The sequence below is a fragment of the Acidovorax temperans genome (assembly GCF_028596105.1).
In the GTDB taxonomy this organism is placed as follows: Bacteria; Pseudomonadota; Gammaproteobacteria; order Burkholderiales; family Burkholderiaceae_C; genus Acidovorax; species Acidovorax temperans.
This window is the reverse complement of sequence record NZ_CP117193.1, coordinates 843,734-868,732: the sequence shown is the minus strand read 5'-3', so window position 1 is coordinate 868,732 and position 24,999 is coordinate 843,734. Positions and strand designations below refer to the sequence as shown.

Annotated in this window: 20 protein-coding genes and 1 pseudogene; 17 read left to right on the top strand and 4 right to left on the bottom strand. The window is 64.7% G+C overall.

The genetic code is table 11. From position 1 onward, the window contains the following. Window positions 1–32 precede the first annotated feature (32 nt). The 4 genes from PQV96_RS04050 to PQV96_RS04035 all read left to right on the top strand — a co-directional run bounded on the left by PQV96_RS04050 (window position 33) and on the right by PQV96_RS04035 (window position 3,953). On the top strand, window positions 33–1,070 hold the full coding sequence (locus PQV96_RS04050; RefSeq protein WP_066695008.1) for an LLM class flavin-dependent oxidoreductase: 1,038 nt from the start codon (window positions 33–35) through the stop codon (window positions 1,068–1,070). Window positions 1,071–1,248: 178 nt separating this feature from the next. Continuing rightward, the gene (gene gspF, locus PQV96_RS04045) at window positions 1,249–2,481 is read left to right on the top strand and encodes a type II secretion system inner membrane protein GspF (protein WP_066695007.1); all 1,233 of its coding nucleotides are present in this window, start codon (window positions 1,249–1,251) and stop codon (window positions 2,479–2,481) included. A 24-nt stretch (window positions 2,482–2,505) separates the two neighbouring features. Continuing rightward, window positions 2,506–3,450, top strand: coding sequence for a 5'-nucleotidase (locus PQV96_RS04040; protein WP_273624683.1), 945 nt, complete (start codon window positions 2,506–2,508; stop codon window positions 3,448–3,450). Window positions 3,451–3,563: 113 nt separating this feature from the next. Beyond that, window positions 3,564–3,953: an EF-hand domain-containing protein gene (locus PQV96_RS04035; RefSeq protein WP_370541178.1), complete on the top strand. Its 390-nt coding sequence runs from the start codon at window positions 3,564–3,566 to the stop codon at window positions 3,951–3,953. A 43-nt stretch (window positions 3,954–3,996) separates the two neighbouring features. Here the strand turns inward: PQV96_RS04035 and PQV96_RS04030 are convergent, their stop codons facing one another. From PQV96_RS04030 to PQV96_RS04020, 3 genes are all read right to left on the bottom strand, one after another. Then, a complete protein-coding gene (locus PQV96_RS04030; RefSeq protein WP_044401714.1) occupies window positions 3,997–4,428 on the bottom strand; it encodes a hypothetical protein in 432 nt (143 codons plus the stop codon). A gap of 153 nt (window positions 4,429–4,581) precedes the next feature. After that, entirely contained in the window at window positions 4,582–5,052 is a 471-nt protein-coding gene (locus tag PQV96_RS04025) for a cyanophycin metabolism-associated DUF1854 family protein (protein WP_207374005.1), read from the bottom strand. Window positions 5,053–5,110: 58 nt separating this feature from the next. Beyond that, the gene (locus PQV96_RS04020; protein ID WP_207373985.1) at window positions 5,111–7,417 is read right to left on the bottom strand and encodes a cyanophycin metabolism-associated ABC transporter; all 2,307 of its coding nucleotides are present in this window, start codon (window positions 7,415–7,417) and stop codon (window positions 5,111–5,113) included. A 370-nt stretch (window positions 7,418–7,787) separates the two neighbouring features. Between PQV96_RS04020 and PQV96_RS04015 the strand changes: the two genes are divergently transcribed. From PQV96_RS04015 to PQV96_RS04005, 3 genes are all read left to right on the top strand, one after another. Beyond that, window positions 7,788–10,022: a cyanophycin synthetase gene (locus tag PQV96_RS04015; RefSeq protein WP_273624682.1), complete on the top strand. Its 2,235-nt coding sequence runs from the start codon at window positions 7,788–7,790 to the stop codon at window positions 10,020–10,022. A gap of 78 nt (window positions 10,023–10,100) precedes the next feature. Beyond that, window positions 10,101–12,680, top strand: coding sequence for a cyanophycin synthetase (gene cphA / locus PQV96_RS04010; protein ID WP_142081834.1), 2,580 nt, complete (start codon window positions 10,101–10,103; stop codon window positions 12,678–12,680). Next, a complete protein-coding gene (locus PQV96_RS04005; protein ID WP_142081836.1) occupies window positions 12,677–13,168 on the top strand; it encodes a CreA family protein in 492 nt (163 codons plus the stop codon). The genes cphA and PQV96_RS04005 overlap by 4 nt, the downstream gene beginning before the upstream one ends. A 122-nt stretch (window positions 13,169–13,290) precedes the next feature. On the opposite strand, the gene PQV96_RS04000 is transcribed toward PQV96_RS04005, so the two are convergent. Further along, window positions 13,291–13,938, bottom strand: coding sequence for a DsbA family oxidoreductase (locus PQV96_RS04000; RefSeq protein ID WP_142081837.1), 648 nt, complete (start codon window positions 13,936–13,938; stop codon window positions 13,291–13,293). A 226-nt stretch (window positions 13,939–14,164) separates the two neighbouring features. On the opposite strand from PQV96_RS04000, the gene PQV96_RS03995 reads away from it, so the two are divergent. From PQV96_RS03995 to PQV96_RS03950, 10 genes and pseudogenes are all read left to right on the top strand, one after another. After that, the gene (locus tag PQV96_RS03995; RefSeq protein WP_142081839.1) at window positions 14,165–15,154 is read left to right on the top strand and encodes a YcjF family protein; all 990 of its coding nucleotides are present in this window, start codon (window positions 14,165–14,167) and stop codon (window positions 15,152–15,154) included. 315 nt (window positions 15,155–15,469) lie between these two features. After that, complete coding sequence (locus tag PQV96_RS03990; protein ID WP_273624681.1) at window positions 15,470–16,747, top strand: SPOR domain-containing protein; 1,278 nt, start codon at window positions 15,470–15,472, stop codon at window positions 16,745–16,747. Between the two features lie 161 nt (window positions 16,748–16,908). Continuing rightward, window positions 16,909–19,443, top strand: coding sequence for an EAL domain-containing protein (locus tag PQV96_RS03985; RefSeq protein ID WP_273624680.1), 2,535 nt, complete (start codon window positions 16,909–16,911; stop codon window positions 19,441–19,443). 127 nt (window positions 19,444–19,570) lie between these two features. Beyond that, a complete protein-coding gene (locus tag PQV96_RS03980) occupies window positions 19,571–20,260 on the top strand; it encodes a DUF3334 family protein (protein WP_066695091.1) in 690 nt (229 codons plus the stop codon). A 124-nt stretch (window positions 20,261–20,384) separates the two neighbouring features. Next, on the top strand, window positions 20,385–20,708 hold the full coding sequence (locus PQV96_RS03975; RefSeq protein ID WP_067512141.1) for an ArsR/SmtB family transcription factor: 324 nt from the start codon (window positions 20,385–20,387) through the stop codon (window positions 20,706–20,708). 29 nt (window positions 20,709–20,737) lie between these two features. Continuing rightward, window positions 20,738–21,232 (top strand): ArsI/CadI family heavy metal resistance metalloenzyme, encoded by a 495-nt coding sequence (locus PQV96_RS03970; RefSeq protein WP_273624679.1) that lies wholly within the window; start codon window positions 20,738–20,740, stop codon window positions 21,230–21,232. A 27-nt stretch (window positions 21,233–21,259) separates the two neighbouring features. Further along, window positions 21,260–21,766, top strand: a complete 507-nt coding sequence (locus PQV96_RS03965) for an arsenate reductase ArsC (RefSeq protein ID WP_273624678.1) — start codon at window positions 21,260–21,262, stop codon at window positions 21,764–21,766. 28 nt (window positions 21,767–21,794) lie between these two features. After that, complete coding sequence (gene arsB, locus PQV96_RS03960) at window positions 21,795–22,871, top strand: ACR3 family arsenite efflux transporter (protein ID WP_273624677.1); 1,077 nt, start codon at window positions 21,795–21,797, stop codon at window positions 22,869–22,871. 171 nt (window positions 22,872–23,042) lie between these two features. Next, window positions 23,043–23,990 (top strand): annotated as a pseudogene (gene garD / locus PQV96_RS03955) (galactarate dehydratase); the annotation flags it as partial. A 151-nt stretch (window positions 23,991–24,141) separates the two neighbouring features. Continuing rightward, window positions 24,142–24,966, top strand: coding sequence for an oxygen-binding di-iron domain-containing protein (locus PQV96_RS03950; protein WP_066695076.1), 825 nt, complete (start codon window positions 24,142–24,144; stop codon window positions 24,964–24,966). Window positions 24,967–24,999 lie beyond the last annotated feature (33 nt).

Here is a 24,999-nt window from a genome sequence, read left to right as displayed (position 1 = left end):
CAGACTGCGGTCAGGCGGCGGACAATAACGGCATGAACGCACCCACTCCCACCCATCGCCCTGCCCTGTCCATGCTTGATCTGGTCGCCGTGCGCGAAGGCGGCACCGTGGCCCAGGCGCTGCAAATCGCCCTGCGCACCGCCCAGCACGCCGAAAAGCTGGGGTTTGCGCGCTACTGGCTGGCCGAACACCACAACATGCCGGGCATTGCCAGCTCGGCCACGGCCGTGCTGGTGGGCTACATCGCGGGGGGCACCTCGCGCATCCGCGTGGGCTCCGGCGGTGTGATGCTGCCCAACCATGCCCCGCTGGTGGTGGCCGAAGCCTTTGGCACGCTGGCAGAGCTGTACCCCGGCCGCATCGACCTGGGCCTGGGCCGTGCCCCGGGCACCGACCCCGCCACCATGCGCGCCCTGCGCCGCAGCCGGGTGGAAACCGCCGACGACTTCCCGCAGGATGTGGCCGAGCTGCAGCGCCTGCTGGGCCCCGTGCAGCCAGGCCAGCGCCTGGTGGCCATGCCTGGTGCGGGCACCAACGTGCCGATCTGGCTGCTGGGCTCCAGCCTGTTTTCTGCGCAACTGGCCGCACAAGAAGGGTTGCCCTACGCCTTTGCCTCGCACTTTGCGCCGCGCCTGATGCACCAGGCGATTGACCTGTACCGCCGCCTGTACCAGCCATCGGCCGCATGGCCCAAACCGTACGTGGCCATTGGCGTGCCCTTGATTGCCGCCCCCACCGACGACGAGGCCGAATACCTGGCCAGCAGCACCTACCAGCGGGTGCTGAGCATCCTCACGGGCAACCGCCTCAGCCTGCAGCCACCGGTGGAGAACTACGCTGCCCGCCTGCAACCGCAGGAGCGCGCGGCCATTGGCGACTTTCTGGCCGCCGCCGTGATTGGCGGGCCCGATACCGTGCGCGATGGCCTCACCACGCTGGCGCAAGAAACGGGTGCCGACGAGCTGATTCTGGTGTGCGACGTGTACGACCCCGCGCTGCGCCTGCGCTCGCTGGACATTGCCGCCCAGGCGCACAGCGCCATGGGGCAGGCCACAGCCGCTGCGCTGTGAGAGCCTGCTCGGCGGACCGGCAGGCCATCGGCCGATCGCGGCGCAGGTCACCGCCATGCGCTAGGCATAAGGCCCCCGCACATTCCCAGGCACCCCGGTCACACCGAGCGGCTACTATCGCGGGGGCAGCATTGCCTTGAGCGCAGTGCCCCTTTGCCCCCGACACCGCCACTGATTCATGCCCGCTTTTTCTTTTGAAGCCCTGGACGCCCAGGGCCAGACCCGCAAAGGCCTGCTGGAGGCCGACACCGCCAAGTCCGCCCGCAGCATGCTGCGCGCCCAGGCGTTGGTGCCCCTGACGGTGGAGCTGGTGCAGACGGGGCAGACTGCCGCGGGCGGCGGCACCTCGCTGGGCCAGCGCCTGTTCACCCGCCCGGTGTTCAGCGCCACTACGCTGGCGGTGTGGACCCGGCAACTGGCGGGGCTGGTGTCATCAGGTCTGCCGCTGGAGCGGGCGCTCACCGCCCTGAGCGACGAGGCCGACGACGAGCGCCAAAGCCACTTGGTAGCAGCCTTGCGCGCCGAAGTGAATGCGGGCTCCACCTTCGCCCGCGCGCTGAGCCAGCACCCGCGCGAGTTCTCCGATATCTACTGCGCCGTGATCGGTGCGGGCGAGCACAGCGGCAACCTGGGCATGGTGCTGGAGAAGCTGGCCGACGACCTGGAAGACCGCCAGGCCCTCAAGGCCAAACTGGTGGGCGCGGCGCTGTACCCCGCCATCGTCACCGTGGTGGCCATCGTCATCGTGCTGTTTCTGGTGGGCTACGTGGTGCCCCAGGTGGCCAGCGTCTTCGTCGGCACCAAGCGGGCGCTGCCCTTCCTCACGGTGATGATGCTCACCATCAGTTCCATCGTGCGCAACTACGGCTGGTGGATGTTGATTGCTCTTATTTTGATAGCTGCCAGCGCCCGCTGGGCACTGACTTTGGAGTCTTTTCGCCAAAAGTTTGATGCCGCCTGGCTCAACCTGCCGCTGGTCGGCAAACTGGCCCGCGGCTACAACGCCGCCCGTTTTGCAGGCACGCTGGCCATGCTGGCAGGCGCCGGCGTGCCCATTCTGAAGGCGCTGCAGGCGGCGGCCGAAACCCTCAACAACCGCGCCATGCGCGCCGACGCGCTGGATGCACTGGTGCTTGTGCGCGAAGGTGCGCCTCTGGCCTCGGCCCTCGCACAGAAGAAGCGCTTTCCGGGCCTGGTGTCCATGTTCGCCCGCCTGGGTGAACAAACCGGGCAGTTGCCGCTGATGCTGCAACGCGCCGCCACGCAAATCTCCACCGAAGTGCAGCGCCGCGCCCTGCAACTGGCCACCATCCTGGAGCCTCTGCTGATTGTGGGCATGGGCCTGATCGTGATGACCATCGTGCTGGCGGTGATGCAGCCCATCATCGAGCTCAACCGCTTCGTGAAATAACGCCCCCGGCAGAAAAACCGCACCATGGCCGTAACGCTGGACGACAAACTGGTGGTGGCGATCTCGTCACGCGCGCTGTTTGACTTTGAAGAGGAAAACCGCGTTTTCGACCCCCTGGACCCGCGCGCCTACATGGAACTGCAGCAGGCGCGACTGGAAGTCCCGGCCAAACCGGGGGTGGCTTTCCAGCTCGTGAAAAAGCTGCTGGCCTTCAACACCGCCCACGCCCGGAATGTGGAGGTGGTCATCCTCTCGCGCAACGACCCTGTCAGCGCGCTGCGGATTTTTCGCTCGGCCAAAGAGGCCGGGCTGCCCCTGGAACGGGGCGTTTTCACCCAGGGGCGCGACCCCTTCCGCTACCTGCGGCCGCTGGGGGCGCACCTGTTTTTGTCGGCCAACGAACAGGACGTGAGCGAAGCGCTGGCGCTGGGCTTTCCGGCTGCACGGGTACTGACCGAATCGGTGGCCGCCGGAGTCGATTACCCCCACGAGCTGCGGATTGCGTTTGACGGCGACGCGGTGCTGTTCTCGGACGAGGCCGAGCGGGTGTACCAAACCGAAGGGCTGGAAGCCTTTCAGACGCATGAAATCAGCAAAGCCGAGCTGCCGCTGTCTGGCGGCCCATTCAAGCCCCTTTTGGCTGCGCTACACCAGTTGCAGCAGCAGGCGGGCGCCTCGGGCATGCGCCTGCGCATCGCGCTGGTGACGGCTCGCAGCGCCCCCGCACATGAGCGCGCCATCAATACGTTGATGAAATGGAACCTGGCAGTGGACGAAGCCATGTTCCTCGGCGGCCTGGAAAAAGGCCCGTTCCTGCGCGAATTCGAGCCCGACTTTTTCTTTGACGACCAGACAGGCCACGTCACCTCGGCCGCGCTGCATGTGCCTTCAGGCCATGTGCGCGCCGGTATTGCCAACCCACCTCTGGTGGCAGATGAAGCCACCGCACAGCGCAAACCCAAGGCCTGATCCTGTGCAAAGGCATGTGAATGCGCGCAACCACCGGTTAAAGGCCCGTCGCCACGGTTGCAAATCCAGCACATTCACCCCAAATGCCAAGCTACACACCTGAGGAGCACGCCTTGCTGTTGATTCGAACACTGTGGTTTTGCAGCGCTGCCTTGCTGGGCACGGCGGCGATGGCACAAGGCACGCCCACCCCCACTGAAACCGCACCCTCGCAGGAAGCAGCGCTCACCAAGGGAGAGTTGAAGGCGATGCGCGACTTCAAGATGCTGGATTTCAACGGCGACGGCAAGCTCAGCCGCACCGAGGTCAAGCTGTTTCCGCGCCTGTCAGCCGCATTCGACGATGCGGACACCAACCACGACAACTACGTTTCGTACGAGGAAGTGCGCGAATTTGCCGTCAAGTACCGCGCCGAACGCGACCGCCAAAAAGCAGCGCAGGCCGCACAGCCCCCCATTCAAGAGGCGCCTGCCATCCAAGGCGCGCCTCTCAAGGCCGAATGAGATGCTGGTGGGATGGGAAAACACCCGCCGCGTTCCCTTGGAGTCACAAACCCGTGGTGCGCTTGATCTTCGGATCTGAATAAGTCAGGTCTTCTTTTTTGACCTGCTGGGCCAGGCGCTCCTGCTGGGTCACCTTGTTCACTTCTTGCGCCATCTCCACCGCGCTGCCGCTGGCGCGCCACATGGACTGGATCAACTCCAGCAATTGCTTGTAGATGGGCTCTTTGGGTGGCTCAGGGGGTTCCTCCACCGTGTCTTTTTTCTTGACTTCAGTCCAGTCCCGGTTCGTAGCGTCGGGGGCAGAAGGCTTGTCAGGCTCGCGCACCACGGCGCCCTGACCCAGTCGGTCGACAGACTCGACGGGGTTGGGGGCGTTGATAGGACGCACCGGAGGTGCGCCAGAAGCCCCGGTGGAATACAAATCGGCGCCCTGAGGACGCCAGGCAGGCGATCGGTCAACAGGTGGCATTTGCATGACATGGGCCCATGGGTGAAATGAAAAAAGCGAAGGCTTTACCGCCTCCTTCGTAATCCATTTCGGCAAAAAGAAGGGCAAATTAAGCCTTTTTTCACCTTTTGAGCCAAAACCAGGGTTTACCCTAGTTTTTCACACCTCCACCCGGACGATTTACAGGAAGCGCTCCAGCAGCTTGCGGGAATGTTTGTCCAGGGCGGTGGTGTCAGGCACTTTGAACTGCCCGCCTTCGCCTGCCGCAATCAGCAAACGCGTGCGTCCAGCCAGGCGGCGGATGTCCTCCTCCGCCTTCAGCACCAGGCGAGCGGCACCACGGTCCGTGATCACATCCCAGGTACTGGGGGTGGAGAAGCTGGACACCGCCACGATTTTTTCGATGGTGGGCACGAACTCCCGCACCGCCAATTCTTCTTCCAGCAACTGCCGCTGGGGCGCTGGCAGCGTATCGATGCGGTCTATCCACAGCAGCTCGTGCCCGTCTGCGCCCACGAGGGAAAGGCCCTCCTGGGGCGCTGCGATGGGGAAGGCTCGCACAGGCACCACGCCTTCGTGCGCTGTGCCGTCTGGCAGGGTGAGCACCAGGCGCCCGTGGGGGTTGCGGTGAAGTTGCACAGAAGCAGCCATGGCGGGGGTAGCTGAGCCAGCAGGGGAATGGTTTTGCGAAGTCATGTCTTCTCCGGGCTCAGGAGTTACCTGCGGGGTGGGCGGGGTGCAGCAGGCTGCTGTCGATGATGACGCCCGCGGCCTGTGCGTCCTCTTCGGCACGGCGGGCTTGCGCTTCGTACAGGCGCCAGTAGGCCCCCTGCTTTTCCATGAGTTCGTCGTGTGGCCCGACTTCCACCACTTCGCCGCGGTCCATCACCACCAGGCGATCGGCCTTGCGCAGGGTGGAGAGGCGGTGGGCAATGGCAATGGTGGTGCGGCCTTGCACCAGGTTGTCGAGCGCCCGCTGGATTTCCTTCTCGGTCTCTGTGTCCACGGCTGACGTGGCCTCGTCCAGAATCAGGATGCGGGGGTCAATCAGCAGCGCGCGGGCAATCGAAATGCGCTGGCGCTCGCCGCCCGACAGGCCCTGGCCGCGCTCACCGACCAGCGAGTCGTAGCCGTGCGGCAGGCGCAGGATGAATTCGTGCGCATGGGCGGCACGCGCGGCGGCCACGATTTCCTCGCGCGTCGCGTCGGGCTTGCCATAGGCAATGTTCTCGGCAATGGTGCCGAAGAACAGGAACGGCTCTTGCAGCACCAGGCCAATGTGGCGGCGGTAGTCAGCCACCGCAAAGCGGCGAATGTCGATGCCGTCTACCTGGATGGAGCCATCGCTCACGTCATAGAAACGGTTGATCAGGTTGACCAGCGTGCTCTTGCCCGAGCCGCTGTGACCCACCAGGCCAATCATTTCGCCCGCCCGGATCTCCAGGTCGAGCCCCTTGATCACGGCGCGGCTGCCGTAGCGAAAGCCCACGTTCTGCATGGTGATGGAGCCGGCGATCTTGTCCACCTTCACGGGCTGGGCCGGGTCGGGCACATTGCTGACATGGTCCAGGATGTCAAAAATGCGCTTGGCGCCCGCTGCTGCCTTTTGCGTGACGGAAACGATGCGGCTCATGGAATCCAGCCGGCCATAGAACCGACCGATGTAGGCGATGAACGCCGTGAGCACACCCACCGTGATCTGGTTGCGCGACACCAGCCAGATGCCGAAGGCCCACACCACCAGCAGCCCTATTTCGGTGAGCAGCGACACCGTGGGCGTGAACAGGCTCCAGGTCTTGTTCAGCTTGTCGTTCACTTCCAGGTTGTGCTGGTTGGCGTCGCGAAAGCGCTGGGCTTCGCGCTTTTCTTGCGCAAAAGCCTTCACCACGCGGATGCCGGGGATGGTGTCGGCCAGCACATTGGTCACTTCGGACCACACGCGGTCGATCTTTTCAAATCCGGTGCGCAGGCGGTCGCGCACGGTGTGGATCATCCAGGCAATGAAAGGCAGCGGCACCAGGGTGACCAACGCCAGCCAGGGGTTGATGGAGAACAGAATCACCGCCGTCATGAAGATCATGAGCACGTCGGTGATGAAATCGAGCGCGTGCAGCGACAGGAATACGTTGATGCGATCGGTCTCAGAGCCGATGCGCGCCATCAGGTCGCCCGTGCGTTTGCCCCCAAAGTAATCCAGCGACAGGCGCAGCAGGTGCTCATAGGTGGTGGTCCGCAGGTCAGCCCCGATGCGCTCGGACACCAGCGCCAGGATGTAAGTGCGCGCCCACGACAAGCCCCAGGCGGCCAGAGCCGCCAAAAGCAACCCACCCAGGTACGTCAATACCAGCCAGGGGTCAATGGTCTGCCCGTTCTGGTACGGGATCAGGATGTCGTCCATCAGCGGGATGGTGAGGTACGGGGGCACCAGCGTGGCGGCCGTGGACGCCATGGTGAGGGCAAAGCCCGCCGCCAGTTGCTTGCGGTAGGGGCGGGCAAACCGCCACAGGCGCAGCAATACCCAGGTGGAGGTCTGGGGCGCCTGGGCGCGGGCGCAGGCGGGGCATTCGTCCGTGTCAGGCGGCAGGGGGGTGTGGCAAGCGGGGCAGGCGGGCTCGTCTTCCTCTGTGGCAGCCTGACCCGCCCCACGCTCGACCTGCTGCTCAAAGCGCTGTACCAGGCGCAGCGCCTGGGGATGGTGGCCGAGGGTAAAGCGCCAAAAAGCCACCCGCTCCTGCGGGTTGTGCAACTCCAGCGTTCCCACGCCCCCGTGGTCCTGCAGCTTGAGTGACAGCCCAAGGGCAAGGGGCCAGTCCCGCCATACGGTGGCGCCCGGATCGCACGCCAGCAGGCGCCTGGAAGTCACCACCACCCAACCGCTGACGAAGCGCAAATCTGCACTCAGGTCAACCTGTAACGCAGCCAGTACGTTTTCATCAGACGCGAGCTTGGCCCGCAAATCGGCCCCTACCGGGCCGGAAAAGACACCCGAGGCGTCCACAGAATGGTGATGTTGCATATTCTTTGTGTTTTCCGCAGCTGGCAGTACAAAACTGCTGGCCGTGCAGATGCAGGAATTTTGACCGAAACCCAGGCCGCCAACGACCGCTGACACTTGGAACCTGTTTACGATCTTTAAAGGAACGCATTGGTGTGCCATTGGGATGACCGGATGACCAGTGTTCGCTGCAGGCGCTCATGCCCATGCAAGCAACCGAGACAGACGCATCGCCAGCCTGCACTCCAACTCTTCCAACCTGTGAGTTGCGCAACCCCGAAAAAGTCGCAAACCGTTTCTGATTCCCACCGTCCCGTCCATTTCCAGCCCAACCGGGCGCACAATGGCAACCCTGTCCGGCCCGTCCGGTGTCTCTGAACCGCTCCGATCCATGGCAAAAATCGACGACATCCAACTGCTTCGCATCAACTACCTGCGCGGCCCCAATATCTGGACCTACCGCCCCGTGCTGGAAGTCTGGCTGGACCTCGGGGTTCTGGAAGACCACCCCTCCAACACACTGCCGGGTTTCAACGAGCGCCTCACGGCCTGGCTGCCCGCCCTGGTCGAGCACCACTGCGGCGTGGGCGAGCGCGGCGGCTTTTTGCAGCGCCTGCAAGAAGGCACCTGGTGCGGCCATGTGCTGGAGCACATCGTCATTGAACTGCTGAACCTGGCTGGCATGCCCACCGGTTTTGGCCAAACCCGTAGCACCTCGGTACGCGGGGTGTACCGCATGGTGTTCCGTGCCCGCGACGAGAGCGTGGCGCGTGTGGCGCTGGCCCAAGGCCATGCACTCATCATGGCCGCCATCAACGACGAACCCTTTGATGTGCAAGCCGCCGTGGCCCGCGTGCGCACCGAGGTAGACGACCAATACCTCGGCCCCAGCACAGCGTGCATCGTCACCGCAGCGACCGACCGGGGCATTCCTCACATTCGCCTGAACGATGGCAACCTGGTGCAGCTCGGCTACGGCGCTGCCCAGCGCCGCATCTGGACGGCCGAGACCGAGCGCACCAGCGCGATTGCCGAAGGCATCGCCAGCGACAAAGACCTCACCAAGAGCCTGCTCAAGGCCTGCGGCGTGCCCATTCCCGAAGGCCAGGTGGTCAACAGCCCCGAAGAGGCCTGGGAAGCCGCTCAGGACATCGGTCTGCCCGTGGTCGTCAAGCCATCAGACGGCAACCATGGCCGGGGCGTGACGCTGGAGCTGCGCAAGAAAGAAGACATCGAAGCGGCCTACCACGTGGCCTACCCCGAAGGCAGCGACGTGATGGTGGAGCGCTTCATCCCCGGCGACGAACACCGCATTCTGGTGGTGGGCGGCAAGGTGGTGGCCGCCGCGCGTGGCGAGGTGGTCAGCATCACCGGCAACGGCCGCTCCACCGTCAAGGAACTCATCGACACCCAGCTCAACTCCGACCCCCGCCGCGGCTACGAGGAAGAGTACCCCCTCGAAATCATCGACCTGGCCACCGACACCAAGGTGCAGCTCGAACTCAAGCGCCAGGACCTCCAGGCGGATTCGGTGCCCGCTGCAGGCCGCCAGGTGGTCATCCAGCGCAACGGCAACGTGGCGGTGGACTGCACGGACGATGTACACCCCGAGGTGGCTTACATCGCCCAACTGGCTGCCAAGGTGGTGGGCCTGGACATTGCCGGTATCGACATGGTGGCGCAGGACATCAGCAAACCCCTGCACACGCAGGGCGGCGCGATTGTGGAAGTGAACGCCGGCCCCGGCCTGCTGATGCACTTGAAGCCCGCCGTGGGTGCGCCCCGCCCCGTGGGGCAGGCCATTGCCGAACACCTCTTCCCCTCAGAAGACCACCCAGAAGGCACGGCCGGCCGTATCCCCGTGGTGGGCGTGGCCGGCACGCGTGAGACGTCCACCATTGCCCGCGTGGTGGCCTGGCTGCTGCACCTGGGTGGCCACCACACCGGCCTGGCGTGCCGCGATGGCCTGTTCCTGGACCGCCGCCGCGTCGAGTCTTCGGACAGCGCCCACTGGGAAGCCGCCCACCGCCTGCTGATGAACCAGATGGTGCAGGCCGCCGTGATTGAAAACGATGCCCGCACCATCCTGCGCGATGGCCTGGCTTACGACCGCTGCACCGTCGGCGTGGTGACCGACATGGACGGCTTGGAATTGCTGGCCGAGTTTGACGTGCATGAGCAAGACCAGATGACCAAGGTGCTGCGCACCCAGGTGGACGTGGTGCTGGACAACGGCGCCGCAGTGCTCAATGCCGCCATTGCGCAAGTGGCTGCGCTGGCCCCGCTGTGCGACGGCGACGTGGTTCTGTACGCGCAGGACCCCACGCTGCCCGCCATCGTGGAGCACCGCGCCAACGCCAATGGCCGTGCCGTGCTGCTCAAAAAGGGCTACGTGGTGCTGGCCACTGGCGCTGCAGAGCATGTGCTGGGCACCCTGGACGAGCTGACCTTTGGCCGCAACGCTGTGGTGCCTGACACCGACGCCCTGCTGGCCGCCATTGGCGCTGCGTGGGCCCTGAACATTGCCCCTGACCTGATTGGTGCTGGCATCAAGACCTTCGAGCCCGAGCTGCAAGCCCCCGTTGGCATCCGCCCTGCGGGCGTGAGCACGCTGAACGCGCTCTGAGCAGCCCACCCCATCTTGCTGCACGCGATGACACCCCAGCGCACGGCGCACTGACGGAACATAAAAGAGAGAATTTCCATGGATGTAACCCGCACCCGGGCCCTGCGTGGCCCCAACCTCTGGAGCCGCCACATGGCCATCGAGGCCGTGGTGACCTGTACCGAAACCGAGCGCGCCATCGGCAAGATGGCCGGCTTTGAAGACCGCCTGCGCGCACTGTTTCCAGCCATTGGCGTGCTGCACCCCGAGGGGGGCGATAGCGACATCTCGCTGGCGCATGTGCTGCAAACCGCTGCCCTGGCCCTGCAAGCCCAGGCCGGCTGCCCGGTAACTTTTGCCCGCACCTCGGCCACCACAGACCCCGGCGTGTACCAGGTGGTGGTGGAATACAGCGAAGAGGCCGTGGGCCGCAAGGCGTTTGAAGATGCGCAGCAGCTCATCCAGGCCGCCTTGGGTAACGGCAGCTTCGACGCCGACAAAGCCGTGGCCGACCTTCGCGAGCTGGACGAAGACGAGCGCCTGGGCCCCAGCACGGGCTCCATCGTCGAAGCCGCCGTGGCACGTGGCATTCCTTATCGCCGCCTCACCCGCGGCAGCCTGGTGCAGTTTGGCTGGGGTTCCAAGCAACGCCGCATCCAGGCGGCCGAGGTCGATTCGACCAGCGCTGTGGCTGAATCCATCGGCCAAGACAAAGACCTGACCAAGCGCCTGCTGCACGCCGCTGGCGTGCCCGTGCCGCTGGGCAAACCGGTGGAAACGGTGGAAGAAGCCTGGGAAGTCGCCCAGAAGGTCGGTCTGCCCGTGGTGGTCAAACCGCAAGACGGCAACCAGGGCAAGGGCGTAACGGTCAACATCACCGACCGCGCGCAGCTGGAAGAAGCCTACAAGAACGCCGCCGAATACGGCACCGTGATGGTCGAGCGCTTTTTGCCCGGCCACGACTTCCGCCTGCTGGTGGTAGGCGACCAACTGGTGGCCGCAGCGCGCCGCGAACCGCCCCAGGTGCTGGGCGATGGCCAGCACACCGTGCGCGAACTGGTGGATGTGGTCAACCAGGACCCCCGCCGTGGCGAGGGCCACGCCACCTCGCTCACCAAGATCCGCCTCGATGACATTGCCGTGGCCCGCCTGGCTGCGCAGAACCTGACGCCGGATTCCGTTCCTGCCAAGGGCCAGCGCGTCATCCTGCGCAACAACGCCAACCTCTCCACCGGTGGCACCGCCACCGACGTGACGGACGACGTGCACCCCGAAGTGGCCGCCCGCGCCATTGCTGCCGCCCAAATGGTGGGACTGCACATCTGCGGCGTGGACATGGTGGCCGAAACCGTGCTGCGCCCGCTTGAAGAGCAAGGCGGCGGCTTTGTGGAAGTGAACGCCGCCCCTGGCCTGCGCATGCACCTGGCGCCCAGCTATGGCAAGCCACGCAACGTGGGCGCAGCCATGGTGGACAAGCTCTTCGCCCACGGCGACGACGGCCGCATCCCCACCGTGGCCGTCACTGGCACCAATGGCAAAACCACCACGGCACGCCTGATTGCGCACCTGTTCACCGCCCAGGGCCTGCGCGTGGGCATGACCAACACCGACGGCGTGTACGTGAACGGCCGCCAGATTGACAGCGGCGATTGCAGCGGCCCCAAGAGTGCCCGCAACGTGCTGCTGCACCCCGAGGTGGATGCAGCCGTGTTCGAGACCGCCCGGGGCGGCATCTTGCGCGAAGGTCTGGGCTTTGACCGCTGCCAGGTGGCCGTGGTCACCAACATTGGCGCAGGCGACCACCTGGGTCTGAACTACATCACCACGGTGGAAGACCTGGCCGTGCTCAAGCGCGTGATCGTGCAGAACGTGGCCACCACAGGCTACGCCGTGCTCAACGCGGCAGACCCCATCGTTGCCGCCATGGCACCGGCCTGCCCCGGCAAGATCATCTTCTTTGCCAGCGACCGCCACCATCCCGTGATGGCCACGCACCGCGCACAGGGCCATCGCACCGTGTACGTGGATGGCGACTCCATCGTGGCTTCGGAAGGCTCGTGGCGTGAAACCATCCACCTGCGCGATGTGCCCATCACACGCAACGGCCGGATTGCCTTCCAGGTCGAGAACGTCATGGCCGCCGTGGCAGCCGCCTGGGGCGTGGACATGCCCTGGCAAACCATCCGCCGGGGCCTGTCGGGCTTTGTGAACGACAGCGACAACGCGCCCGGCCGCTTCAACATCATGGACTACCGCGGCGCCACCGTGATTGCCGACTATGGCCACAACCCTGACGCCATGCGCGCCCTGGTACAGGCCGTGGACGCCCTGCCCGCCAAGCGGCGCAGCGTGGTCATCAGCGGCGCGGGTGACCGCCGCGACGAAGACATCCGCGAGCAGACGGTGATTCTGGGTGCTGCATTTGACGACGTGATCCTGTACCAGGACGCAGCCCAGCGCGGCCGTGCCGACGGCGAGGTGATGGCCCTGCTGCGCGAAGGCCTGGCAGGCGCACCGCGCACCACACACGTCGAAGAAATCCGCGGCGAATTCATCGCCATCGACGCCGCCCTGGCGCGCCTGCAGCCCGGCGACCTGTGCCTGGTGCTGGTGGACCAGGTGGAAGAAGCGCTGGCCCACCTGGCTCAGCGCTGCGCTGACGCGGGACCTGCGGCATGAGGCCCCACGCGCTGGCCGCGCTGGCGCTGTGCGCGGCCCTTGGGTTGCCGGGGGCCGCACAAGCGGCTGCGGGCGAAAAAATCGGCACGGTGGACACCGCCTTCCAGTGGCTGGGCCGCGACCACGACATCATCGTGGAAGCCTATGACGACCCTGGCGTGCAGGGCGTGACCTGCTACGTGTCGCGGGCACGCACTGGCGGTATCAAAGGCACACTGGGTTTGGCCGAAGACCGCGCCGAGGCATCGATTGCCTGCCGGCAGGTGGGGCCCATCAGCTTCCCAGAGCCACTGAAGAAGCAGGAAGAAGTGTTCAGCGAACGCATGTCCATCCTGTTCAAGCGCCTGCGCATCGTGCGCATGGTAGACGCCCCGCGCAACACCCTGGTCTACTTGACCTATTCCGAAAAGCTGGTGGACGGCTCGCCGCAAAACAGCGTCACAGCCGTGCCGGTGGACAGGGCCCAGCCCATTCCGGTGCGCAAGTAAGCCGCCGGCTTCACCACCACCGCCCCGCAGCGGCCATCGTTGCGGGGCGTTTTTATTTGAGCATCAAAATGGCCTCTAGCGCTTTATCTATAAGCGCCAGCAGCTATCATTTTTGAATCTTCTCAAGACTGCGCTGCAATTTGTCGCAGGGCCTGCTCAAACACCTCCACCGGTTGCCCGCCGGAGATTAGGTGGCGCTCGTTGATGATGATGGCGGGCACCGAGTGGATGCCGTTTTGCAGATAGAACTGCTCGCGCTCACGCACCTCGTCGGCGTAGCGGTTGGAGGCCAGCAGGGCCTGCGCTTCCTGGGCATCCAGCCCCACGCTGGCAGCCACGCGCACCAGCACTTCGTGGTTGCTCGGGTCTTGCCCGTCGGTAAAGTAGGCTGTGAACAGCGCATGTTTCAGCACCTTCTGCAGGCCCTGCTCCTCGGCCCAGTGCAACAGGCGGTGTGCGTCAAAGGTGTTGTAGATGCGGCTGCGCTTGTCCATGCCGAAGGTGAACCCCAGCTCCGCCCCGCGCGCAGCGATGGCTTCGCGGTTCTTCTGGCTTTGCTCGGGCGTGGCGCCGTATTTTTCCTGCAGGTGCTCGCCAATGTCCTGGCCCTCGGGGCCCATCTGCGGGTTCAGCTCGAAGGGCTGAAAGTGCAAATCCAGCGCGACTTCGCCCTGCAGCCGCTCGGCCGCCTGCTCCAGCGCCTTGAGGCCGATGATGCACCAGGGGCAGGAGACATCGGAGACGAAATCGATCTTGAGCGTGGTGGTCATGTGCGGGCTTTCAGGGGGCAAAGCCGCCATCGTAGGCGGCATTGGCGCTGGCCGCAGCATGGGCGGGGATGACCCTTTTTTACCCACAGGGCTGCGCACCACCAAAAACCCCACGCCACCAGCCATTGATAGCGCGCCGATCCCCCCGATATGCCACGCTAACGCCCGCGCTCGGCCCGCCACCCGCGCGCACTTCCCTTGAATTGACCGTGGAAAGAGCCCTCCCATGAACCTGCAGCAGCAACAGTCCGTCCTCACCATTGCCATGCTGGCCGCCTTTGCCGATGGCGCCAAAGACGACACCGAGCGCGAGGAGATTCGCCGCATTGCGCAATCGTTGGCAGCCGAGGGCAACATGCCCGACCTGCCCCGCCTGTACCAGGACGTGCTGCTGCGCCGCACCAGCCTGGAATCAGCCGCCGCCGCACTGCAAGACCCCACCCACCGCCAGCTCGCCTACGAAATGGCCGTATGCGTGTGCGATGTGGATGGCCGCCAGACGCCTACCGAGCGTGAATTCCTGGCCCATCTCAAGCAGACCCTGCAACTGGGCGGCGCAGCCACCGACGCCTTTGAGCAGGAAGAACAAGCCCTGCTCAACGCCCTGGACGGCGCTACCGCAACCACCGCTACCAAACCCGGCTTGCCAGTGCCGGTGCCTGCAGCCGTGCCCAGCGGCCCCTCGGCCGCCGCAGTGCAGCGCGACGCGGAACTGGACAAATCCATCCTGAACTACGCGCTGCTCAATGGCGCGCTGGAGCTGCTGCCGCAGTCGTGGGCTTCCATGGCCATCATTCCGCTGCAGATCAAGATGGTGCACGCCATTGGCCTGGCCCACGGCGTGGAGCTGGACCGGGGGCACATCAAGGAATTCATCGCCGCGGCCGGGGTGGGCATGGCGTCGCAATACGTCGAGCAGTTTGGCCGCAAGCTGCTGGGTGGCCTGCTGGGCAAGGTGGCTGGCAAAACGCTGGGCAACATCGGCCAGGCCGCCACCGGCATGGCGTTTTCGTTTGCCACCACCTACGCGCTGGGGCAGGTGGCCAAGCGCTACTACGCTGGCGGGCGGGTGATGAGCACCGCCATGCTGCGCGAGAGCTTTCAAGACATGCTCGGCCCCGCCAAGCAGTTGCAGACCGAATACCTGCCGCAAATCCGGCAAAAGGCCGCCACGCTGGATGCGGGGCAAATCATGTCGATGGTGCGAGGCGCCTGAGCCCCTCACCACGAGACGCGCCTTTACCCCAAGTGCGCAAGCTTGCGCATTGACTCGCTATTAAATTGATAGCTGCTAGCGCTTACTGCCAAAGCCTCAAGCCCTCATTTGATTCAAAATTTGGGCATCCTTTGGTAGGCCCCGCCCAGCCGCTGCCATGCTCCGGCCGTACTCTCCGGCGCAACACGCGTATGCGCGGCGGGGGGCCGCGCTACTGCACCGCGCCCCCGTGCTTTTCCCCGCATTGGACGCTGAAGCGGCATGCCAGAATGCGGCATGCCCGCCCCTTTGGTCACCACACCAACCGTTGCCCATATGACCCTGGAGTCTCCTTCCGACAAGGCCATCACCAGCCTGTACCGGGCGGCCCTGGGGCCGGTGAACACCGAGCGCTACATGCCCGTGTTTGCCCGGCTGGATGCCGTGGGCCGCACGCTGACGAGCTGGCACTGGTCGGCCTGCTTCTTCACGCTGGGGTGGATGGTGTTCCGGCGTCTGTGGGGCGCCGCGCTGGTCTATGTAGCGGCCGCAGAGGGTGTCGCACTGCTGGTGTTTGGCGTGGGCCGCCCGCTGCTGCAATGGCCGCAAGCGGTGGAATGGGGCGTGGTGGGCGCCTTTGCCGTGGTGGGCAGCGTCATCCCGGGGCTGTACGCCCACGCCATCTTGCACGCCGACATTCGCAAGCGCGTGACCAGCGCGCTGGCCGCCTCGGCCAACATTCCGCAGGCCTGCGACCTGCTGGCCGCGCAGGCCGTTTCGCGCAAGCGGCTGCATGGCGTGATAGGCGGGCACGCACTCATCGTGGCTGCGGCCTTGCTGGCCTATGTGCTGTTTCCCCAAGGCCTTTTTGACACGCCTGCAGCGCAGCCCGCTGCCGCTGTACAACAGCCCGCCAGCCGCGCTGCATCCTGGAACCAGCCCGAACCGACGCTGGCCACCGCCAGCCGCACGGCCGTGACCGCCTCAGAGGCGGCATCGCCTGTGTCTGCACAGGCACCGCTGCCTGAGGAAGATGCGCGTGCCACTGCCGTGGCAGCCTCCGCACCCCTACCTGCAGCAGAGTCCTCCTCCAGCGCGTCTGCGCCCGCTGCAGCTCCGGCACCGACCGAGCCAGCCAGTCAGGCCATCGCAACCAACGCGCAGTCGCCCGACACCCCCCGCAGCGCCAAACCAACGGCAGCGAACAACGAGAAAACCAAGGCGCCCCCGCCCACCAGCAAGGCCAGCGCCCCCGCCAAAGCATCTGCCCCTGCGCCCGCCGCGTCCAAAACGGCTTCTGCCACCAAGTCCGCAGAACCTGCACGCCCCAAGCCAACCGCAGCAGCCAAAGCGCCTGCGGAGGACCTGGCGACCGTCGGCTCGGCGCCCGGCTTCTACATCAACGTGGGCTTGTTCGCCGACGAAAGCAATGCGCGCAAGGCGCAGTCTCGGCTGCTGAACGAGGGGCTGCCCGCGTTTCGCCAGACGCTGGATGGCGCCAAGGGCACTCGCGTGCGCGTACGGGTGGGGCCCTATGCGTCGCGCAGCCAGGCAGAGGCCGCCGCCACCACAGTCAAAGCGTTGGGCCTGGAAGCCGTGGTGCTCCGCAAGTAGCCCCTACGGGAAAACATCAGTTGACAAAACCTCTTTTGGCAATACTGAACCCCACCAAAAGGTTACTGCATGTAACCAAAAATGGCGCTCGGTGTTAAATTGATACAACATAGGCGCGGAGCATCCTCTCCCCGCCCGAATCAGCAATTCACAGGCAGCCCGTGGAACTTGATCGCGACTTTCAACGCCGCAAGGATTTTTTGTCGTTAACCCCCGAGGATGAGCGCACGCTGCGCGGATTGCATTCTTTGCTGGGCGATCAAACCCCGGGGTTCGTGGAATCGTTTTACGACCATCTGTTGTCCTTCGGGGAAACACGCGCGCTCATTCCCGACGAGTCCACACTGAGCCGCCTCAAAAAGGCCCAATCCACCTACTTCAAGGCCCTGGTGGCAGGCGTGTATGACCGCCCCTACCTTGAAGACCGCCTGCGTGTCGGCCTGGCGCACGCCAAGGTAGGCCTGTCCCCTGGCTGGTACCTGGGGGCTTACAGCCACTACCTCACTGAACTGCTGCCACGCGTTGCCAAGGGTATGGGGGCAGCACAGACCGAAGAGCTGATGCACACCTTCCAGGCGCTCATCAAGGTGGTGTTTCTCGATGTGGGGCTGGCCATCGACAGCTACATCGCCCACCGCGACGATCTGATTGCCGACTTGCGCGACTATGGCGCGGCGTTTGCCAACCTGCCCTACGGCACGATGGTGGCCACGTCCGATCTGAAGGTGGTGTTTGCCAACCGGGCGTTTGAAAACCTGTTTGGCTTCTCCCCGGGCAGCCTGCGCGGCTGCCCTCTGTCGAATGTGATGGATGTGGCCCACATCTCTGCGCTGATCGATGCCGCCATGCGCCAGCAAAGCGCGCGCGAGACGCTGGAGGTGCGCCCCCACCACAACCCGCTGGCCGTCCCCGTGAGCATCACAGCCCACACACTGCCCAAGACCGAAGACGGCGACGAGCAGCGCTTGCTGCTGGTGTTTGAGGATTTGCGCGAACAAACGCAGCTCACGCGCGACCTGCTCAACGCCCAGGCGGTGGCCAACATCGGCACCTGGCAGACGCATTTCGACGGCCCCATCACCCTGACCCCCCAGGCGGCACGGCTTTTTGGCTGGCCCATGACCAAGCCGTTCACCTATGCGCAATTTCTGACCTCCATCCACGAGGACGACCGGGTTCGGGTGGATGGCGAATGGAACGCTGGCTTGCGCCTGGGTCGTTTCCGGTTTGAATGCCGGGTGCAGTCGAGCCCCGGCGTGCGCTGGGTGGAAATGCGCGGCGTGATTGAAAAAGACCGCACGGACCAGCCCATTCGCGGTTACGGCACGGTGCTGGACATCACCGACCGCAAGGCCACCGAGCACGCCATGGAGCGCCTGGCGTTTTACGACTCGCTCACCGGCCTGCCCAACCGCACCAACGGCATGATGCTGGCGCAGCAAATGCTCGACCAGGCCCGGCAAGAAGGGGTGGCGGCCGCTATGCTGTTTGTGGACTTCGACCGCTTCAAGGAAATCAACGACACCCATGGCCACATCGTGGGTGACAACGTGCTCAGCGAACTGGCGGCCCGGTTTCGCTCGGCCTGCGCCAAGAATGATGTCTTTGCGCGCGTGGGGGGCGATGAATTCATGTGCGCCTACAAGCTCGCACCCGGCGAAGACCCACTGGAGCGGGCAAAGCAGTTGCAGCACGCGATCGGCCTTCCGGTGGTGTTCGGCAGCCTGAAGTTTGAGGTAGGCGCCAGCATCGGCGTGGCCCTGTTCCCCGAGCATGGCGACAGCGTGGAAGACCTGCTCAAGCACGCCGACATCGCCATGTACGACATCAAGGGGCGCGGGGGCGGCAGCATGCTCTTTAACGAAGCGCTGGGCCTGAAGCTGGAGAGGCGCATCTCGCTGGGCGCCAAGCTGGCCCATGCACTGGCCCATTCGCAACTACAACTGCACTACCAGCCCAAGGTGCACCTGGCCACCGGCACGCTGTGCGGCGTGGAAGCACTCTCGCGCTGGTGCGACGAAGAGGGGCAATGGATCAGCCCGGCCGAATTCATTCCGGTGGCGGAAGAGCGCGGGCTGATCAACGAGCTGGGGGACTGGACGCTGGCCCAGGCCGCACGCGACATTCGCTACTGGCAGGAAGCGGGCGCGACGGTGGTGCCCCGCGTGGCGGTCAACGTGTCTGCAGCGCAGATGATGGACGAAGGCTTTGCGGAGCGTGCCCTCCACCTGGTGCGTGCGCAAGGGGTGGAGCCCAGCATGATCGAGCTGGAGATGACCGAATCCGCACTGATGAACGAGCCCGAAAAGGCGCGCCATGCGGCTTCGCGGCTGGTGCAGGCGGGTTTCTGCCTGTCCATCGACGACTTCGGCACCGGCTACTCGTCGCTGGAGCGGCTGCAGAGCTTTCCCGTGTTCAAGCTCAAGATCGACATGTCCTTCGTGCGCGACATGGACACCCATGCAGGCAACCGCGCCATCGTCACGGCCGTGATCGGCATGGCCAAGGCGCTGAAGCTGGAGACGGTGGCTGAGGGCGTGGAGACTGCGGCGCAGGCGGCCTTGCTGACGGAGCTGCATTGCGACGAAGCGCAGGGCTACCTTTATTCCAAGGCCGTGCCACCGCAAGAGCTGCTGCAGCGCTGGCTGCAACAACCCACAGCAGTGACAGCCCCCGGCAGCACACCCAAGGCTTGAACCGGCCCCTGCGCGACCCCCGTGTTGTGCAGGGCACCACCCACGGAGCAATGCTGATGGCGGCCAATGCTTTCATGGCCTATGCTAGCGGGCACTGTTCCCTATCAACGCAACGCACATCGCCACCATGAGCCTCCCTGATCAATCCGTCGTATTCGGCACCGAAGACCTGCTGATGAGCCTGTGCAACTCCGTCACGCGCGTGCTCTCCGTGGCCACGCAAAGCCAGGTGCACTATTCCGGCATGGTGCAGCGCATCTCCAAAACCTGCCTGAAGCCCGACATTGGCTGCTTTGTGCTGTTCGATGGCGGCTTCTCGGGCCTGGTCATCATCAATTTCTCTGCCTCCGCCGCGATGGAGCTCTACCAGAGCTACCTGCTGAGCATGGGGATGTCCAAGGAAGACCTGGTGTCTTCGTACACGTCTGATGAAGTCAGCAACGTGATGGGCGAACTGATGAACCAGGTGGTGGGCGACTTCACCGGCAAGATCCGCCGCGAACTGCAAACCCACATCACCCAGAACCAGCCCAAGATGCTGGTGCTGAACAAGCAGGTGATGCTGAGCGTGGACGCCAACCTCGACAACCCCGAGGCCCGCCGCGTGACCTTCTACACCGGCAACAACAACATCTTCTACCTGGAACTGGCCATCGACCGGACCGAGTTCATCAAGCTCTACGACTTCGAGCCCCAGGAAACCCCCGACCCCGACGCGCTGATGGCCCAGGCCCACCAGCCCGCGCCCGCTGCTGCAGCACCTGCCGCCGCGACGGACAGTGACACCGACGACCTGCTCAAGTCTCTGGGCATGTAAGGACAGCGGCGACAGCACCTGCCGCACACCTGCAGGCTGCCACACGCGGCCCAACGATCATGGCACCGGAAACCCCGGTGCTTTTTTCTTGCCTTGACTTCCATATTTCAATTATCATTGAATTATGGAAACCAATGATGTTGTCAAAGCCATGGCGGCGCTGGCCCAGGCCTCGCGCCTGGAGATTTTTCGCGCCCTGGTCGTGGCCGGCACCGAGGGCATGACGCCCTCGGCCCTGAGTGATGCACTGGGTGTGGCGGCCAACACCCTCTCGTTCCACCTGAAGGAACTGACCAACGCCGGCCTGGTGGCGCAAGAGCGTGCAGGCCGCAACCTGATCTACCGCGCCCAGTTCGAGCGCATGAACGCGCTGATGGGCTACCTCACCGAAAACTGCTGTCAGGGCCAGGCCTGCCTGCCCGCGCAGACCACCCACTGCGCCTGCTGAGCCCCCCTTTTTCACCCCGGGAGATCCCCATGAAGCGCTTTCACGTTCACCTGCACGTCAATGATCTGGCCGCCAACATTGCCTTCTATTCGCGCCTGTTTGGCGCTGCCCCCACCCGCGTGGAGGCCGACTACGCCAAATGGATGCTCGAAGACCCACGCGTGAACTTCGCCATCTCCACGCGCGGTGCGCAGGCGGGGCTGGACCACCTGGGCTTTCAGGTGGATGACGCGGCCGAACTGGCGGCGCTGAAAGAGCGTGCCACGGCCGCCGACATGGCTTTGCTGGACGAGGGCGCTACCACCTGTTGCTACGCCCGCAGCGAAAAGCACTGGATCACCGACCCCCAGGGCGTGGCGTGGGAGCACTTTCACACGCTGGGCAACATTCCTGTGTTCAATGAAGCCTCGGCTGCTGCCGGCGCGTGCTGCGCACCCAGTGCCAACCCAGCCCAGCAAGCCCAGGCTGCGGCCCAAAGCGCCTGCTGCGCTCCGTCAACCACCCAGTCGTCCAAATGCTGCTGACCCGCGGCTGAACCCAAGGAACCTTGCATGAGCGCCACCCGCCCACCCCTGAACGTTCTCTTCCTGTGCACACACAACTCAGCGCGCAGCATCCTGGCCGAAGCGCTGCTCAACGCCATGGGCGAAGGGCGCTTCAAGGCCTATTCCGCCGGCAGCAGCCCGCGTGACAACCAGCAGCCCAACCCACTGGGTCTGCAGGTTCTGCAAAAAGCCGGTATCCCCACCGAAGGGCTGCGCAGCAAAAGCTGGGACGAGTTTGCGGCCCCCGGCGCGCCCCACATGGACCTCATCATCACCGTGTGCGACAACGCCGCGGGCGAGGTGTGCCCCTTCTGGCCAGGCCACCCGGCCAGCGCCCACTGGGGGTATGCCGACCCGTCCGAAGGCAATGGCAGCGACGAAGAAAAGCTCGAAGCCTTCCGCAAGACCCTGCACGCCATCCAGCGCCGCCTGTCGCTGCTGATCAGCCTGCCCGACGAAAAGCTGCACCACGCCATGCTGCAAAGCACGGCGCGCGACCTGGCCAGCCATTGATCCACCCCTACTCTCTGCTCCGTTCACCATGTCCACCCTCACGCCCACCTCTTGCCCCCCCGCCGCGCCCGCCACCCAGGGCATGAGCGTGTTCGAGCGCTACCTCACCGTCTGGGTGTTCCTGTGCATCGTGGTGGGCATTGGGCTGGGGCAGTTGTGGCCCGGCGCGTTCCAGGCCATTGGGCGCATGGAAGTCGCCCAGGTCAACCTGCCCGTGGGCGTGCTGATCTGGGTGATGGTCATCCCCATGCTGATGAAGGTGGACTTTGCCGCGCTGGGCGAAGTGCGCCAGCACATGCGCGGCATTGGCGTCACGCTGGTGGTGAACTGGCTGGTCAAGCCGTTTTCGATGGCATTTCTGGGCTGGCTGTTCATTCGCCAGTGGTTCGCCCCGTGGCTGCCCGCAGACCAGATCGACAGCTACATCGCGGGTCTCATCCTGCTGGCCGCCGCGCCGTGCACGGCCATGGTGTTTGTGTGGAGCCGCCTGACCGGGGGCGACCCGTTGTTCACACTGTCGCAAGTGGCGCTGAACGACAGCATCATGGTGCTGGCCTTCGCACCGCTGGTGGCATTTTTGCTGGGGGTGTCGGCCATCACCGTGCCGTGGGACACACTGCTCACCTCGGTGGTGCTGTACATCGTGATCCCCGTGGCCATTGCCCAGGCGCTGCGCCGTGCCCTGTTGGCACGCGGTGCAACGGCGCTCGATGCTGCACTGGCACGCATTGGCCCCTGGTCCATCGGGGCGCTGCTGGCCACGCTGGTGCTGCTGTTCGCCTTCCAGGGCCAGGCCATCCTCAACCAGCCGCTGGTCATCGCCTTGCTGGCCGTGCCCATTCTCATCCAGGTGTTCTTCAATGCAGGGCTGGCGTACTGGCTCAATCGCGCAGTGGGTGAGAAGCACAGCGTGGCCTGCCCCTCGGCGCTGATTGGTGCGTCCAATTTCTTTGAACTCGCCGTGGCCGCCGCCATCAGCCTGTTCGGTTTTCACTCTGGCGCCGCGCTGGCCACGGTGGTGGGGGTGCTGATCGAGGTACCGGTGATGCTGCTGGTGGTGCACATCGTCAACCGCAGCAAGGGCTGGTACGAGCGCACTGCGTAAAAGCGGCGCCTGGCAGGGTGAGGCGAGTGCCAGCGTACTCCGCTCACCAGTTCAAAAATGATAGCTGCCAGCGCTTACCAAATAAGCGCTGGAGGCACTTTTGCCTGATTAGCGACATATCTCAGACTGAGCAGAACCAACGCCAGCTAGAGGACCCCAAAGGACATGCCGAGCCTGGGCTGCGAAAAGCTGCAGCCCGAGCGTTTGCTGCCTCCTGGTTCCATCCCCGTGGTGGACGAGCGCAGCAGCACCCATGGGCTGGATGTGGTGTGCCTGCAGGACGAGGCCCATGTGGGCTTCATGTCGATGGTGGAGTCCATCATGCGCCAGGCAGAAACCCACATGCAGCGCCTGAATGCGCGCCGCCGCGAAACCGTGCCTGCCAGCGAACTGGTGGTGGGCGTGCAGTGCGGGGGCAGCGATGCGTTCTCGGGCGTCACCGCCAATCCGGCCGTGGGCTTTTGCACCGACCTGCTGGTGCGGGCGGGTGCCAGCGTGATGTTCTCGGAAACCACCGAAGTGCGTGACGGCATTGCGCAGCTCACGGCCCGCGCCGCCACCCCCGAGCTGGCCGAGGCCATGGTGCGCGAGATGGCCTGGTACGACGCCTACCTGCAGCGCGGCAGCGTGGACCGCAGTGCCAACACCACGCCTGGCAACAAAAAGGGCGGGCTGTCCAACATCGTCGAAAAGGCCATGGGCTCCATCGTCAAGTCCGGCTCCGCCCCCATCTCCGGCGTGCTCTCGCCGGGCGAAAAGCTCCAAACCCGGGGTCTGACCTACGCGGCCACGCCTGCGAGCGACTTCATCTGCGGCACCCTGCAACTGGCGGCAGGCATGAACCTGCATGTGTTCACCACCGGCCGCGGCACGCCTTACGGGCTGGCCGAGTGCCCGGTCATCAAGGTGGCTACCCGCACCGATCTGGCGCGCCGCTGGCACGACCTGATGGACGTGAACGCAGGCACCATTGCCGAAGGCAAGGCCACCATTGAAGAGGTTGGCTGGCAGCTCTTTCACCTGATGCTGGACGTGGCCAGCGGCCGCAAGAAGACCTGGGCTGAACACTGGAAGCTGCACAACGCCTTGGTGCTGTTCAACCCGGCCCCGGTGACCTGAGCCGCGGGAGGCCTCTTTCACGCAGCAGCCTGTGAGGGAGGTGCCTGGCAAAGCCAGCACCACCTTTTTTTAACAATTCGGCTTGATATTGATCAACTGTCGTTGTTGGGGTACTCGTACAGTCAACGCTTCATTGCTTCTGTGCGCCACCATGTCCATCGAACTCTATCGCGACAAGAACCATGCCTGCATCATGTTCACCGACCTCATCGAGGAGGATGGACAGGCGGTGCAGGCCAACCAGTTCCTGATCGTGGACGATGACACCGGGGCCATCATCGACCCGGGCGGCAACCTGGCGTTCAACGAGCTGTTCATGGGAATGACGAAGCATTTCCCGCCCCACAAGCTGTCGTACCTGATCGCCTCCCACGCAGACCCGGACATCATTGCCTCGCTGGATCGGTGGCTCACCAGCACCAAGGCATCGCTGGTCATCTCCCGCGTGTGGGAGCGCTTTGCACCGCACTTCACCAAGGTGGGCAAGACAGAAAACCGCGTCATCGGCGTGCCCGACAGCGGAGGCCACCTGCCCCTGGGGCGGCATGAACTGGTGCTGTTGCCAGCCCACTTCATGCACTCCGAAGGCAACTTCCATTTCTACGACCCGGTCAGCAAGATCCTCTTCACGGGGGACCTGGGCGTGTCGATGATGTCCGGCGCCGAGGCAAGCCGCCCCGTCACCGATCTGCAGGCCCACATTCCCCGCATGGAAGGCTTCCACCGCCGCTACATGGTGTCCAACAAGATCCTGCGGTTGTGGGTGAACATGGCCCGGCAGCTGGACATTGCCATGATCGTGCCGCAGCACGGCGCACCCATCATGGGCAAGCCAGCCATCCAGGATTTCTTTGCGTGGATCGAGAACCTCAAATGCGGCATCGACCTGTTTGATGACCGTGCCTACCAGGTGCCCACAGCGCACATCGACCCCGTGACGCGCCAGATGCGTCCCGCCTTGCGGCAGGTGGGTTGACCCTCTGAGCAGGACTGCTGGCGGGCGGGCCCT